The 13,266-nt window shown below is 53.5% G+C and carries 13 protein-coding genes; 8 read left to right on the top strand and 5 right to left on the bottom strand.

Features of this window, described 5'->3' with window-relative positions; all coding sequences use genetic code 11:
* Positions 1-8: 8 nt before the first annotated feature.
* The 4 genes from hslO to igaA form a co-directional block, all read right to left on the bottom strand.
* Positions 9-887, bottom strand: coding sequence for an Hsp33 family molecular chaperone HslO (gene hslO, locus ABIE10_RS17995; protein WP_016157640.1), 879 nt, complete (start codon positions 885-887; stop codon positions 9-11).
* A gap of 24 nt (positions 888-911) precedes the next feature.
* The gene (gene hslR / locus ABIE10_RS17990) at positions 912-1,313 is read right to left on the bottom strand and encodes a ribosome-associated heat shock protein Hsp15 (protein WP_016157639.1); all 402 of its coding nucleotides are present in this window, start codon (positions 1,311-1,313) and stop codon (positions 912-914) included.
* A 10-nt stretch (positions 1,314-1,323) separates the two neighbouring features.
* Positions 1,324-1,992 carry a GMP/IMP nucleotidase gene (yrfG, locus tag ABIE10_RS17985; protein ID WP_429156482.1) on the bottom strand — a complete coding sequence of 223 codons (669 nt, stop codon included), beginning with the start codon at positions 1,990-1,992 and terminating at the stop codon, positions 1,324-1,326.
* 62 nt (positions 1,993-2,054) lie between these two features.
* On the bottom strand, positions 2,055-4,190 hold the full coding sequence (igaA, locus tag ABIE10_RS17980; protein ID WP_279265449.1) for an intracellular growth attenuator protein IgaA: 2,136 nt from the start codon (positions 4,188-4,190) through the stop codon (positions 2,055-2,057).
* A gap of 322 nt (positions 4,191-4,512) precedes the next feature.
* Between igaA and nudE the strand changes: the two genes are divergently transcribed.
* Entirely contained in the window at positions 4,513-5,073 is a 561-nt protein-coding gene (gene nudE, locus ABIE10_RS17975) for an ADP compounds hydrolase NudE (RefSeq protein WP_016157636.1), read from the top strand.
* A gap of 58 nt (positions 5,074-5,131) precedes the next feature.
* On the opposite strand, the gene mrcA is transcribed toward nudE, so the two are convergent.
* Positions 5,132-7,684, bottom strand: coding sequence for a peptidoglycan glycosyltransferase/peptidoglycan DD-transpeptidase MrcA (gene mrcA / locus ABIE10_RS17970; protein WP_181220928.1), 2,553 nt, complete (start codon positions 7,682-7,684; stop codon positions 5,132-5,134).
* A gap of 120 nt (positions 7,685-7,804) precedes the next feature.
* On the opposite strand from mrcA, the gene ABIE10_RS17965 reads away from it, so the two are divergent.
* The 7 genes from ABIE10_RS17965 (at position 7,805) to aroB (ending at position 13,187) form a co-directional block, all read left to right on the top strand.
* Positions 7,805-8,584, top strand: a complete 780-nt coding sequence (locus ABIE10_RS17965; RefSeq protein WP_235117019.1) for a DNA utilization protein HofM — start codon at positions 7,805-7,807, stop codon at positions 8,582-8,584.
* Positions 8,584-9,123 (top strand): PilN domain-containing protein, encoded by a 540-nt coding sequence (locus ABIE10_RS17960; RefSeq protein ID WP_429156789.1) that lies wholly within the window; start codon positions 8,584-8,586, stop codon positions 9,121-9,123. Before ABIE10_RS17965 ends, ABIE10_RS17960 begins: the two co-directional genes overlap by 1 nt.
* The gene (locus tag ABIE10_RS17955) at positions 9,107-9,562 is read left to right on the top strand and encodes a hypothetical protein (protein WP_049283088.1); all 456 of its coding nucleotides are present in this window, start codon (positions 9,107-9,109) and stop codon (positions 9,560-9,562) included. Before ABIE10_RS17960 ends, ABIE10_RS17955 begins: the two co-directional genes overlap by 17 nt.
* On the top strand, positions 9,552-9,965 hold the full coding sequence (locus ABIE10_RS17950; RefSeq protein WP_049283087.1) for a HofP DNA utilization family protein: 414 nt from the start codon (positions 9,552-9,554) through the stop codon (positions 9,963-9,965). Before ABIE10_RS17955 ends, ABIE10_RS17950 begins: the two co-directional genes overlap by 11 nt.
* Entirely contained in the window at positions 9,868-11,115 is a 1,248-nt protein-coding gene (gene hofQ / locus ABIE10_RS17945; RefSeq protein WP_103766936.1) for a DNA uptake porin HofQ, read from the top strand. Before ABIE10_RS17950 ends, hofQ begins: the two co-directional genes overlap by 98 nt.
* Positions 11,116-11,519: 404 nt before the next feature.
* On the top strand, positions 11,520-12,041 hold the full coding sequence (gene aroK, locus ABIE10_RS17940; RefSeq protein WP_003023552.1) for a shikimate kinase AroK: 522 nt from the start codon (positions 11,520-11,522) through the stop codon (positions 12,039-12,041).
* Between the two features lie 57 nt (positions 12,042-12,098).
* Complete coding sequence (gene aroB / locus ABIE10_RS17935; RefSeq protein ID WP_235117020.1) at positions 12,099-13,187, top strand: 3-dehydroquinate synthase; 1,089 nt, start codon at positions 12,099-12,101, stop codon at positions 13,185-13,187.
* Positions 13,188-13,266 lie beyond the last annotated feature (79 nt).

Here is a 13,266-nt window from a genome sequence, read left to right as displayed (position 1 = left end):
AGTGGTGATTAATGTACCTGCGGGTCCGCCGGGGAAGCGTTGCTGCGGATCTCAGCAATGTCCATGGCATTAAACAGATAGTGGCTCCCGCAGTAATCGCAGTGCATATCGATCTCGCCTTCTTCCGCCAGAATGCTGTCCACTTCTTCGTCCGGCAGCGTTTTCAGTGCGCCAGCGCAGCGTTCGCGTGAACAGGTGCATTTGAACTCAACGTCCTGCGGATCGTAGAGAGTAACCTCTTCTTCGTGGTACAAGCGCCATAGCACTTCGTTGGCCGGGAGCGTTAACAGCTCTTCAGTTTTGATGGTTTCGGTCAGGGCTGTCAGGTGATCGAAATCATCTGCCTGCGCGTTTTGCGCCGGCATTACCTGCAGAAGCATCCCGCCAGCAGCGGGTTTGCCATCGACGTCGCCAGTACGGATAAACAGACGTGTCGGCAGCTGTTCAGAACGCATGAAGTAATCTTCCAGACAGGCGGCCAGCGTGTCGCCTTCCAGACCAACCACGCCCTGATAGCGCTCGCCTTCTTCTGGGGTAATGGTGATCACCAGGTAGCCGTTACCTACCAGCGTTTTGAGATCAGCGCCTTCAGGGATATCGCCCTGCATACGGGCCACGCCGCGCATCTGCTGATTGTTGTTGCCGTTAATGACGGCCAGGCTCAGCGGACCATCGCCCTGCAGCTGTACGGTGATATCACCGGCAAACTTCAGCGTGGCGGTGAGCAGGCTGGTGGCGACCAGCAGTTCAGCCAGCACGTTCTTGACCGGCTGCGGGTAAGTATGATTTTCGAGGATCTGTTGCAGGGTTTCCGAAACGGTCACCAGCTCGCCGCGCACGGCAAAGTTTTCAAACAGATAACGATGTAATTGGTCATGTTGCGGCATAATCATCTCTCTTGCAGGTGACAGTCACTCGCTGTCGCCATGTTTAAATCGTAACAGGTCGCGGCGCTCTTTCTTGTCCGGTCGCCTGTCCGGGTGCGGCATGGTTAACGCGTTAAGTTTACGCGCCAGCGCCACTTTTTCGCGTTTTTCTACGCTTTCCGCGGTTTCTTCATACAGCGTAACGGCTTCCGTGGCCGGGCGACGCTGCTCGGTAATAGCCTTGATAATGACCGTTCGCTCGTCATTTCCCTGGCGCAGGGTGAGGGTGGCGTTCAGCTCGACAATCTTGCTCGGTTTGCTGCGCTGGCCGTTGTAATGCACCTTACCGCCTTCAACCATTTCGCGGGCTAGCGCACGCGTTTTGTAAAAGCGTGCAGCCCACAGCCATTTATCCAGCCTGACTTCAGCAGAGGGCTTTTCTTTCATGGCGTCTCCTTCACATCAGTGAGGGGATCAGTCGGCGGTAGTCATTCAGTGACGGATGGCGTGCGTACTGTTTTTCCGCGATGCCTGAGTCGGGATTGGTCACGCCGAGGCAGTAACGAATACCGTACAGAGCAGCGGCGTCGAGAATGGGTTCGCTGTCGTCAATAAACAGCGTCTTCTCTGCACTCATTCCCGTTTCTTCAGCCACAGCGTGCCATAACCGCTGATCCTCTTTGGGATAACCAAATGTGTGGGTGGAAAGTAATAAATCAAGGTGTGAGGCCAGACCGGTATGCTCCAACTTCACCGCCAGGTTATGGGGATGCGCGTTGGTGAGCAAAATACGGCGCTTGCCGCTGACTTTTAAGGCATCAAGAAACGGTACGGTATCTTCACGCAAAACGGCGCGCGGTCCCTGTTCCGTTGTCATGGCGCAAATATCAAGATCCAGGCATTCGCTCCAGTAATCCAGGCAGTACCAGTTTAGCGTATGCTGCACGGCATGATACTGCTGACGAATATAGTCCTGGGCTTCCTGGGGAGAGATACCCTGTTTCGCGCCATAGGTTTCCGGCACCAGTTTTTGCCAGAAATAGTTATCGAATGCCAGGTCGAGCAGCGTGCCGTCCATATCTAACAACACGGTATCGACATCCTGCCAGGCAATATTGATCTGCATGGAAACTCCCCAGAAGAAAACATGATGCGCGACAGGGTAGCATATCCTGTCGCGCGAGCGTGTTATCGAATCAGGCTTTCAGGGTTGTCAATCAGCGTTGGATTCAGGCAGCTTTCGTAGTAGCTCTGAATTTCCGTGATGCGGGAGCGGTGACGCTGGTAGCGTCTGAAAGCCTGTATACTGTTGTAGACAGCGCATCCGAGCATGGAGAACATCAGCAGCGTCGTGCCAAGGTAGCGCCATAATCCTGAACGATCCGGGATACGGTGCAGGCCAATGTGCTGGGTGCCATTGGCGTCGGTCGAGATATTGGTGACGATCCCCTCCGCGCGAAACGGCGTCTGCATCAGCATCTGCGCCAGACGCTGGAAGGCGTTCCACTGTTCCTGTGGGGGATAGTCATATAGCGAGGTTGTCGGCCACGGCTGATCGACCAGATCGCTGCCTTCGTCGCTGATAATCAGGAAACCGCCAGGGGCTGGGCTATTCAGCGTCTGGGCCGCTCGCGCAGTCTCGCGTGAAATAAACGGCGCCGTAGAGGTATTCACCAGATTATCCAACGACTCCGCGCTTACCGGACGCAGCAGCACGTTCACGCCATCCAGTTTGCCTGCGTTCGCCCGTTTCACCAGTGCCGTCCAGTCTTTACTGTTACCAAGGTTAACCAGTGCATTTTTTAAACGTACACATTCATCTTTGGCCGCGCACAGATCAGCCGTTTTCAGGACGATCTCGCCAAAATCGTCCAGTAACACCATTCCGGACTTTTGGATTGCCGAGCGTAACGATGCGCTGACGCGAGAGTCATCATCCGCTTTGGGGTGCAGTTGGCGGTTTACCGCCTGCGTGAGCGCGGTGGCTTTATTCACCAGATCGGACTCAGGCAGCGGTAATGCGCGCGCGTCATTCCAGATAATTTGCGTGCAATCGAAAGGCATAAACGGCGCGGAAGGCTGCGCATTCCAGCTCCCCTGGGTATGAATGTTACACATACCCGTACCGCTCAGATGCAGCGTGTCACCCACGCGAACGCCCGCGTTTTCAAGCTGTTTAACGCTGGTGGCTTCGATAGTTTGTGCGCCCTTCATCCAGGAAAGCGTAAGCTTTATCGGCATATCCAGCGGGATCCAAAACAGCAGCATCAGCAGCACCAGCAACGAGCCGCCCGCGATGACGGCGTTGCGCAGCCAGTGCTGTAACGGGAAGTTTTTGACTTCGTCATGCAGCGATAAAAAACGTCCCTGGCGAACAACGTGGCGATCGAGATAAATATCGATATCCGTTTGCTGGCCAAGATCTTGTGCGATGTAAGGCTGCCAGTGCGGTGGATAAATCAGATCAATAATACCTAGCGAGATATTATTAATTTGCTCCTGGTCGTTTTCGCCAAACAGCCCCCAGCGACGCGGCGTACCGCGCAGACAATGAATTTCCCGCAGGGCGGTTTTAGACGGTGGGGCAAACAGCCCCCACAGACCCGCAGCCAGTAGCAGCACCGCGCTACCAACTGTCCACGGAACAAACGTATCCGGGATTATCAAACAGAAAAAGAACAGCAGGAACGATGCAGCAATCAGTAACGCCTCGCGCAATCCCGATGGGCGGCTGAGCGCATATTCTTCATGGGTTTCCTGGCGAATATTCAGCAGTTCAATCTGCTCGCTTTCTTCACCGCGAATGGACGCCTGGGTAGAGGCGGTGTGCTGTAACGCATAGCCACGCGCTTCCTGCATATATTCCTGCAGCGTATGGCCGTTCAGGGAGATAACTAGCGGTATCGTATTGGTGTGGATTAGCTCAACGCTGTTTTCGTCATTGATGTATTGTTCCCAGAAAGGGGGAAGATGTACCTCAACGGAATCAAGATAGTAACGCCATTTGTTAGGATCGTCGGTAGTAATGCCGTAACGTGTAATCGCGTGCGTAAGTACGATGACGCTATTACTTTGGGCATTCAGCGTTAATGACACCGGCGCGGAGCTGGCGCCCGTTGGACCAGGTACCTGTTGAATTTGACTAAGGCTTTCGAGATAGTTTTCGACTGCACTGCGCTCTTCAGGCGTGAGTTTACGCTTCGAGGCGTCTGAGAAGACGTTGCTCAAGGGTAAATTTTTCCGTCTGGATTTCGTTCTGAGTAGCCATCCTGCAAGCAATGAGCAGGCCAGCAAAGCAGCTAAAAAAATCAGAATGGTGCTCATGCTTTCCCCATCTTACTTAGTCTGTCAGGCGTGGTCAGTCGCACCCTGTTCAATATTCGTGATTCTGTGGTTGGCTATCGGCAAGTGTGGAGTCGAACTTGAGCATCTTTAAGTACAGCCCAGTAAATGCGAATCATAGCAAAATCACTAAAAATGGAATATCAGCAAATTCCTGGAGTTATTTCAACCTATTGACTTTTAATTTGAAATAGGGATTAACTTTTAGTACGTTACATAAATGTAAATAAACGGCAATTCACATTGCCGAAACCGTGCGGTATATCGCACAATAACCCCAGATTTCACAGCAAAGATCCTCACAATGAGCAAATCATTACAGAAACCCACGATTTTGAAAGTGGAAACCGTCGCCCAATCCCGGCTGTTTAAAGTCGAAAGCGTGGACCTTGAGTTCAGCAATGGCGTACGCCGCGTTTATGAACGTATGCGCCCGTCCACGCGTGAAGCGGTAATGATTGTGCCGATTGTGGACGACCACCTGATCCTCATCCGCGAATACGCCGTCGGGACCGAATCTTACGAACTGGGTTTTTCCAAGGGGTTAATCGATCCTGGCGAAAGCGTGTATGAAGCGGCGAATCGGGAGCTGAAAGAAGAGGTGGGGTTTGGCGCAAAAGATCTGACGTTTTTAAAGAAACTCAGCATGGCGCCGTCCTATTTCTCCAGCAAAATGAACATCGTGGTGGCGGAGGACTTATATCCTGAATCGCTGGAAGGTGATGAGCCTGAACCATTACCGCAGGTGCGCTGGCCGCTGGCGCATATGATGGACCTGCTGGAAGATCCTGATTTTCACGAAGCGCGTAATGTGAGTGCGCTGTTCCTCGTGCGCGAATGGCTGAAAGGACAAGGGCGGCTTTAATTTCTCTTCACGAATAATAAAAAAGGCGCCGAAGCGCCTTTTTTTGAACGGTCAGGGATCAGAACAGTTCGTGTGTCTCACCATTATCGATAATGGTCGTCCCCACCTCATGCACCGCCTGTTGCGTCGGCTGAGTGCCTTCAATGAAGTATTCTGCGCGGCTGTTGCCACCGCTTGCCAGTTGACCGGTGCTGCGATCGATATTGACCGTCACGATACCCGGCGGCGGCGTCAGCGGCTGCTCAGGCACGCCTTCCAGCACGGACTTCATATAGGCATCCCAGGCAGGCTGTGCGCTCTTTGCGCCGCCTTCGTAGCCGGAGATCTGGTCTTTGATCGCCCCAGAAGCCGTCGTGTGTCCGAGATTGCGGCGATGGTCATCAAACCCGATCCATACCGACGTCACCACGCCTGGCCCGTAGCCGGAGAACCATGCATCTTTAGAGCTGTTGGTGGTCCCGGTTTTCCCGCCGATATCATGGCGCTGTAAATCGCGACCTGCACGCCAACCGGTTCCCATCCAGCCCGGCTCACCAAAGATATTGGTATTCAGGGCGCTTTTAATCAGGAAGGCCAGCGGCGTGTTGATCACGTGTGGAGCGTACTCCTGCGTTCCGCTTTGCGCGACCAGCGCCTGGTTTGCCTGCTCAAGCTGAGGCATAGGCACGGAGGCATTCTGCTGTTCCTGCGAGACGGCGACATCTTCGACGTTACTGTTTTCCAGCACGTTAGATTTCTGGGTATCACCATAAATCACCGGAATATCGCATTCCGGACAGGCAATTTTCGGCTTCGCCTCGAAGATAACGCCGCCCATATCGCTTTCGATTTTACTGATGAAATACGGATCGACCAGGAAGCCGCCGTTAGACATCACTGCATAACCGCGCGCCACCTGCAACGGCGTGAACGAGGCAGAACCCAGCGCCAGCGACTCGGTGTGCACAATGTTCTGTGCCGGGAAGCCGAAACGTTGCAGATACTCTGCCGCGTAATCCACGCCCATCGCGCGCATGGCGCGTACCATCACCACGTTTTTCGACTGACCCAGCCCCTGACGTAAGCGGATAGGACCGGCGTATTGCGGCGGTGAGTTCTTCGGCTGCCAGTCGGAACCCGCGCCGGCATCCCAGCGGGAGATCGGCACGTCGTTGAGCATGCTCGCCAGCGTCAGACCTTTATCCATCGCGGCGGTATACAGGAATGGTTTGATGTTGGAACCCACCTGGCGTAACGCCTGGGTTGCACGGTTAAACTTGCTCTGGTTGAAGTCAAAACCACCGACCAGCGCCAGCACCGCGCCGTTTTGCGGATTGATGGAGACCAGTGCGGAGTTGACGTCCGGTACTTGCGCCAGCCACCAGGAATCGCCAACCTGGCGTACCCAGATTTGCTGCCCGGTTTGCACCACATCAGTCACTTTGCGCGGCGTCGGGCCTTGCTGGGTATCCGAGCGGTAAGGACGCGCCCAGCGCATGCCATCCATCCGTAATGACACTGACGTACCATCCGCCAGCGCGGCAATGGCTTCCTGCGGATTGGCGCTGGTAACAACCGCCGGTAGCAGGGGACCATAAGTCGGTAGCGCTTTCAGCGTATCGGTGATTTTCTTGCTGTCCCAACTGCTTTCGCCCACTTTCCACAGCACGTTCGACGGGCCGCGGTAACCGTGGCGCATGTCGTAATCCATCACGTTGTTACGTACTGCCTGCTGAGCAGCCTGCTGTACTTTGCGCGTAATGGTGGTGGTGATGCGATACCCGTCCTCATAGGCTTTCTCGCCATAACGGTTATACATCTCCTGGCGCACCATCTCAGAGAGATACGGCGCGGAGAAGGCGATTTCCGGCGCGTGGTAGTTGGCGTCAATGGCTTCGCCACGCGCCTGATCGTACTGGGCCTGCGTGATGTAGTTTTCGCTCAACATACGCGACAGTACGACATTACGTCGCGCGGTAGCCCTTTCCATCGAATAGAGGGGGTTGAAGGTTGACGGCGCTTTTGGCAGACCGGCAATCACCGCAATTTCACTTAAGCTGAGCTGATCAACCGTCTTACCGAAATAGACCTGCGCGGCAGCACCTACGCCATAAGCGCGATACCCCAGGTAAATCTTGTTCAGATACAGTTCGAGGATCTCATCTTTACTCAGCAGTTGTTCAATGCGGATCGCCAGGAACACTTCTTTGATCTTACGCATCAGCGTACGTTCCGGGCTCAGGAAGAAGTTTCTCGCCAACTGTTGGGTAATGGTGCTGGCCCCTTGCGATGCATGGCCGGAGAATAGCGCGACGCTGGCAGCACGGAAGATCCCCACCGGGTCTACCCCGTGGTGCTCATAAAAACGACTGTCTTCGGTAGCGATAAAGGCTTTAACCATTACCGGCGGCATCTGATCCAGGGTGACCGGGATTCGACGTTTCTCGCCATATTGCGCGATAAGCTCGCCATCAGCGCTGTAAACCTGCATCGGGATCTGTAAACGCACATCTTTGAGCGTCGCGACGTCAGGTAATTGCGGCTCAATATAGCGATAGAGGCCATAAATCGAGCCTGCTCCCAGCAGGATGCAACATACTGCAAGGATTAATAAATACTTTACGAACTTCACTGGAGATTTCCCATTTAGTGGCATTTGGGCAGTTTATAAACAAACGCGCGGTAGTATAAAGGCAAGCCAGACGCATTGATATACTCGTTAAAGCAACGGGTGATAAGGAGATCATCAGCAATGGCTTTCAATATCTGGAAAATTGGTCTGCATATTCAGCAACATGAAGCGCTGGCTGTCGCCGTAGTTCAGGACGCATCCGGTTGGTTTCTCCAGCGCTGGTGGCGTATACCGCTGACGCCTCAGGTTATCGTCGATGGCCACATTCGCGAGCCTGAACAGCTTGTCGCAGCGCTACTGCCGTGGAGCCGGGAGCTTCCTCGCCGACACCATATTCATCTCTCTTTTCCTGCCAACAGGACGTTACAAAAAAAGTATCCTCGTCCGGAAATGATGCTGCGCGAGCCGGAGCAAGCCGCATGGTTATCCGGTTCGATGGCGCGTGAGCTGGATATGGCGCCGGATGCGCTGCATTTTGATTATAGCGAAGACACGTTAAGCCCGGCGTTTAACGTCACTGCAGCGCAAAGCAAAGAGATTTCAGCGCTTCTGACGCTTATCCAAACGTTGAAGGTTCAGGTTATGGCGATTACGCCGGATGCCAGCGCGTTACAGCGATTTATACCTTACCTGCCAGAACGTCATCAGTGTCTGGTATGGCGTGATGACACCCAGTGGCTATGGGCGACCCGTTCGGCATGGGGGCGTAAATCAACGGGCGATATTGGCTGTATCGACGAGCTTGCCGCGACATTATCGCTTTCCACGACAGCCATTGCGCTATGCGATCCCAGCGGCTTCGATCCTTTAAGCGTGGTGTCTGTACGCCAGCCGCCAATTCCAACGCAAAGCCATCGCTTCACCATTGCACTGGGACTCGCTATGGGAGGCACATGTTGATGATAGCGACCATCAATCTTCTGCCCTGGCGCCAGACGCGACGTCGCGCCTGCCTACGCTTCTGGAGTGTTTTATTTGGCGCTTCGCTACTGCTTAGTATTGGCGTGTTGTTGCGCTATTACAGCGTTTTGAGCGTAGAAAACCAGGTCGAATTGTTGTTAGCGGATGCCGAAAAGACGCGGGCCGTGGCTTTAATGGCGCTAAAGCCGCGTGTGCAGCAGCGCCAGCAACGATGGCAACAGGTTCAAGCGCGGAACAAACAGCGGGAGCAGACCCGAAGCTGGCAGCGGGTTTTGCAAGGGCTGGCGGAATTACTGCCAGAGCAGGCGTGGTTAACAAAAATAACCTGGCAGCAGGATACGCTGGAACTGACGGGAAACACGCTGAGCTTTGCCGCGCTGAAGGCTCTGGAAGCGCAATTACGCCAACTGCCGCTATTTAAATTGGGTAGCCCTGGCAAAACGCAGCAGGATGTGCAGGGACGCTGGCAATTCCACTATCGACTGATGCGGAGCGGTGCGCATGAAAATGCTTTGTGATAGCTGGTTAGCGCAGTCGCCGCGCTTTCGGCTCATCTGCGGCTGTGGCTGGATGCTGGGACTGCTCATCGTCGTCATGTTATACCTCAGCTCCACCGCGCAGAAACGGGTTATGCAACAAGAGGCGCTAAACCAGCAACGAGCGGCCACTCAGGCACAATGGCGAAATTTATATCTGCTGGCGGCATCGCCAGAAGAGCCTGAAGAGACGCTGATTCCGTTCTCCCCACTGCTGTTTCAGACTCCTCTTGCACATCTTATCCACTGGCAACCCTCCGCACAGGGCGGAGAAATGACGCTGAAGCCAGGCTGGGATGTCATCCCGCCGATGTTTGGCCAATTAGCGGAGCAAGGGATGAACGTCAGCCGGTTTTCTCTTTACGCAGAAGGTGCGGAGCTGCTGTTAACACTACAACTGGAGCGTCTGAATGATGGTTGAACGCTGGCTGTTGGCGTGCGTAAGCGTACTGATACTCACCGGTATGCGTAATCCCTTCCTGCCGCCGGAGGACCGTTGCCAAATTGCTGAGCTGTCGACATGGCGCTATCAGGGAATATTGAGCCAGGGCGCGCGACCTATTGGCATTGTTCAGGATAGCCAGAAAAAATGGCAGCGGGTTGAGCGAAATGATGTCCTGAAAAACGGTTGGACGGTTACGCAGATAACGGCCCAGAGCGTAACCCTCGACACAGGGAAAAACTGCGAGCCGTCGCAGTGGCAGTGGCAACGACAAGGAGCGATAAATGAAGCGATGGATGGCATGGATAGTACTCGTACTGGTGGTCGGGATTCAGAGCGTACTGGCGGCGAAATCACAAAACGTGACGCTGGTGGTCGATGATGTGCCGGTGGTGCAGGTATTGCAGGCGCTGGCCGAACAGGAAAAGAAAAACCTGGTAGTTTCACCGGATGTCAGCGGTGTGCTGTCACTGCATTTGACGGATGTGCCCTGGAAGCGGGCATTGCAAACGGTGGTGAAAAGCGCCGGGCTGGTATTACGCCAGGAAGGCAACATTCTGCATGTGCATTCTGTTCAATGGCAGAGTGAAAATGCGGCTCGTCAGGACAATGAGCAGGCACGGCTTCAGGCCAGCCTGCCGTTGGAACATCGCAGTATCATTTTGCAATATGCTGATGCCTCCGAGCTGGCAAAAGCCGGAGAAAAGCTGCTCAGCGCCAAAGGAAGCATGACGGTGGATAAACGCACCAACCGCTTACTGCTGCGTGATAATAGCGTTGCGCTTAACGCACTGGAAACGTGGGTGGCGCAAATGGATCTGCCGGTTGCACAAGTCGAACTGGCGGCGCATATCGTGACGATTAATGAAAAAAGCTTGCGTGAGCTGGGGGTGAAGTGGTCGCTGGCTGACGCACAGCAATCGGGGGCTGTGGGGAACGTCACAACGCTTGCCAGCGATCTTTCTGTATCCACAGCCACATCCCGTGTGGGATTTAACATTGGCCGTATTAACGGTCGTTTACTCGAGCTGGAGCTGTCTGCGCTGGAGCAAAAACAGCAGTTGGACATCATCGCCAGTCCACGCTTACTGGCTTCTCACCTGCAACCTGCCAGTATTAAGCAGGGTAGTGAGATCCCTTATCAGGTCTCCAGCGGTGAAAGCGGCGCGACATCCGTCGAGTTCAAGGAAGCTGTATTAGGGATGGAAGTCACGCCCACCGTATTGCAGAAAGGACGAATCAGACTAAAACTGCATATCAGCCAGAATGTTCCCGGGCAGGTGCTACAGCAGGCGGATGGCGAAGTTCTGGCTATTGATAAGCAGGAGATTGAAACGCAGGTCGAGGTAAAAAGCGGCGAGACGATTGCGCTGGGCGGGATTTTTTCACATAAGAATAAATCCGCAGCCGACAGCGTGCCGCTGTTAGGCGACATCCCCTGGCTTGGCTCTCTCTTTCGTCATGATGGTAAAGAAGATGAACGGCGTGAATTAGTGGTTTTTATTACGCCCAGACTGGTTTCAACGCAATAACTTATGCATGAAAAGCCGTTGTTTTTGCACTGAACACGTTTCAGAGATTTGACGTGCGGGTGTATTTAGCATACAAGGAGTACCGATTTGAGTGTCGGTACTTTTCTTTACTTATGCGGCAGTAAATACGCTTTGCCTTTCTGGTGGTGTGTCATAGGCTTATTTGGTGTCATTTGGCTGCGCGATACGTCGCCAGGTCTGATGTTTGCAGGGTAGCATGCCTGCCACGACCAGAAATGCGTAAGGTTTGGTGATTTATTCAGTTGCCAAACCCGCTTGAGTATTGAGATAATTTTCAGTCTGACTCTCGCAATATCTTATGAGGTTTCAGTTCATGTCCTGCTGCGCTGAGTGTCTGCGAAGCGGGTTTACCATTAACGAATAGTCTTAGTAGTACCGAAAAAATGGCAGAGAAACGCAATATCTTTCTGGTTGGGCCTATGGGTGCCGGAAAAAGCACTATTGGGCGCCAGTTAGCTCAACAACTCAATATGGAATTTTACGATTCTGATCAAGAGATTGAGAAACGAACCGGAGCTGATGTGGGCTGGGTCTTCGATGTAGAAGGTGAAGACGGCTTCCGTGATCGCGAAGAAAAAGTCATCAACGAGTTGACGGAAAAACAGGGTATTGTGCTGGCAACTGGCGGTGGCTCTGTTAAATCACGTGAAACACGTAACCGTCTTTCCGCGCGTGGCGTCGTGGTCTATCTTGAAACGACAATTGAAAAACAACTTGCGCGAACTCAACGTGACAAGAAACGCCCGCTGCTGCAGGTAGAATCGCCGCCTCGTGAAGTTCTGGAAGCGTTGGCTGACGAACGCAATCCTCTGTACGAAGAGATTGCTGACGTGACCATTCGCACCGACGATCAGAGCGCAAAAGTCGTAGCAAACCAGATTATTCATATGTTGGAAAGCAACTAATTCTGGCTGAATACACACTCGTCTGCGGGTACAAGTAACTAAGGTGGATGTCGCGTAATGGAGAGGATCACAGTCACTCTCGGGGAACGTAGTTACCCTATCACCATCGCGGCTGGTTTGTTTAATGAGCCAGCTTCATTCTTACCGCTGAAATTGGGCGATCAGGTTATGTTGGTAACCAACGAAACCCTGGCTCCCCTTTATCTCGATAAGGTTCGCGGCGTACTTGAACAGGCGGGTGTTAACGTTGATAGCGTTATCCTTCCCGATGGCGAGCAGTATAAAAGCCTGACGGTTCTGGATACGGTTTTCACTGCGTTACTGCAAAAACCGCACGGTCGTGATACCACGTTAGTCGCACTTGGCGGCGGCGTGATAGGCGATCTGACCGGTTTTGCGGCAGCCAGCTATCAGCGTGGTGTTCGTTTTATTCAAGTCCCGACAACCCTGTTGTCGCAGGTCGACTCCTCCGTTGGCGGCAAAACCGCCGTAAACCATCCCCTCGGTAAAAACATGATTGGCGCGTTTTACCAACCGGCGTCCGTGGTGGTGGATCTCGATTGTCTGAAAACGCTTCCTGCGCGTGAGCTGGCATCGGGGCTGGCGGAAGTGATCAAATACGGCATCATCCTTGACGGTGAATTTTTCAGTTGGCTGGAAGAAAATCTGGATGCGTTATTGCGTCTGGATGGTCCGGCGATGGCGTACTGTATTCGTCGTTGTTGTGAGCTGAAAGCAGAAGTTGTCGCAGCGGACGAGCGTGAAATGGGCTTACGTGCTTTACTGAATCTGGGACACACGTTTGGCCATGCGATCGAAGCTGAAATGGGTTATGGCAATTGGTTACATGGTGAAGCCGTTGCAGCAGGTATGGTAATGGCTGCTCGTACGTCAGAACGTCTTGGACAGTTTACCTCCGCTGATACGCAGCGCATCATTACGCTGCTGCAGCGAGCGGGCTTGCCGGTCAATGGACCGCGTGAAATGTCCAGCGAGGCTTATCTGCCGCACATGCTGCGAGATAAAAAAGTGTTAGCGGGAGAGATTCGTTTAGTGCTTCCGCGGGCTATAGGGAAGAGTGAAGTGCGCGGCGGAGTGTCGCACGAGGTGGTTCTTAACGCTATTGCTGATTGCCAGCCGGCGTAACAACAAGAAAGGTCTGGCTTGCGTTGCGAAACGTAGGTCTTTTAGCTTCAGGTTATGTGCAAAGTCGTAAGCATTAACC

It is taken from the genome of Citrobacter sp. 506 (assembly GCF_050434985.1).
Classification (GTDB): Bacteria; Pseudomonadota; Gammaproteobacteria; order Enterobacterales; family Enterobacteriaceae; genus Citrobacter; species Citrobacter braakii.
This window is presented reverse-complemented; position numbering and strand designations above follow the sequence as displayed.

Bases quoted from the DNA above. Each gene is read 5' to 3' on its own strand.
- hslO (WP_016157640.1), bottom strand. From the start codon at position 887: ATGCCGCAACATGACCAATTACATCGTTATCTGTTTGAAAACTTTGCC.
- hslR (WP_016157639.1), bottom strand. From the start codon at position 1,313: ATGAAAGAAAAGCCCTCTGCTGAAGTCAGGCTGGATAAATGGCTGTGG.
- yrfG (WP_429156482.1), bottom strand. From the start codon at position 1,992: ATGCAGATCAATATTGCCTGGCAGGATGTCGATACCGTGTTGTTAGAT.
- igaA (WP_279265449.1), bottom strand. From the start codon at position 4,190: ATGAGCACCATTCTGATTTTTTTAGCTGCTTTGCTGGCCTGCTCATTG.
- nudE (WP_016157636.1), top strand. From the start codon at position 4,513: ATGAGCAAATCATTACAGAAACCCACGATTTTGAAAGTGGAAACCGTC.
- ABIE10_RS17965 (WP_235117019.1), top strand. From the start codon at position 7,805: ATGGCTTTCAATATCTGGAAAATTGGTCTGCATATTCAGCAACATGAA.
- ABIE10_RS17960 (WP_429156789.1), top strand. From the start codon at position 8,584: ATGATAGCGACCATCAATCTTCTGCCCTGGCGCCAGACGCGACGTCGC.
- ABIE10_RS17955 (WP_049283088.1), top strand. From the start codon at position 9,107: ATGAAAATGCTTTGTGATAGCTGGTTAGCGCAGTCGCCGCGCTTTCGG.
- ABIE10_RS17950 (WP_049283087.1), top strand. From the start codon at position 9,552: ATGATGGTTGAACGCTGGCTGTTGGCGTGCGTAAGCGTACTGATACTC.
- hofQ (WP_103766936.1), top strand. From the start codon at position 9,868: ATGAAGCGATGGATGGCATGGATAGTACTCGTACTGGTGGTCGGGATT.
- aroK (WP_003023552.1), top strand. From the start codon at position 11,520: ATGGCAGAGAAACGCAATATCTTTCTGGTTGGGCCTATGGGTGCCGGA.
- aroB (WP_235117020.1), top strand. From the start codon at position 12,099: ATGGAGAGGATCACAGTCACTCTCGGGGAACGTAGTTACCCTATCACC.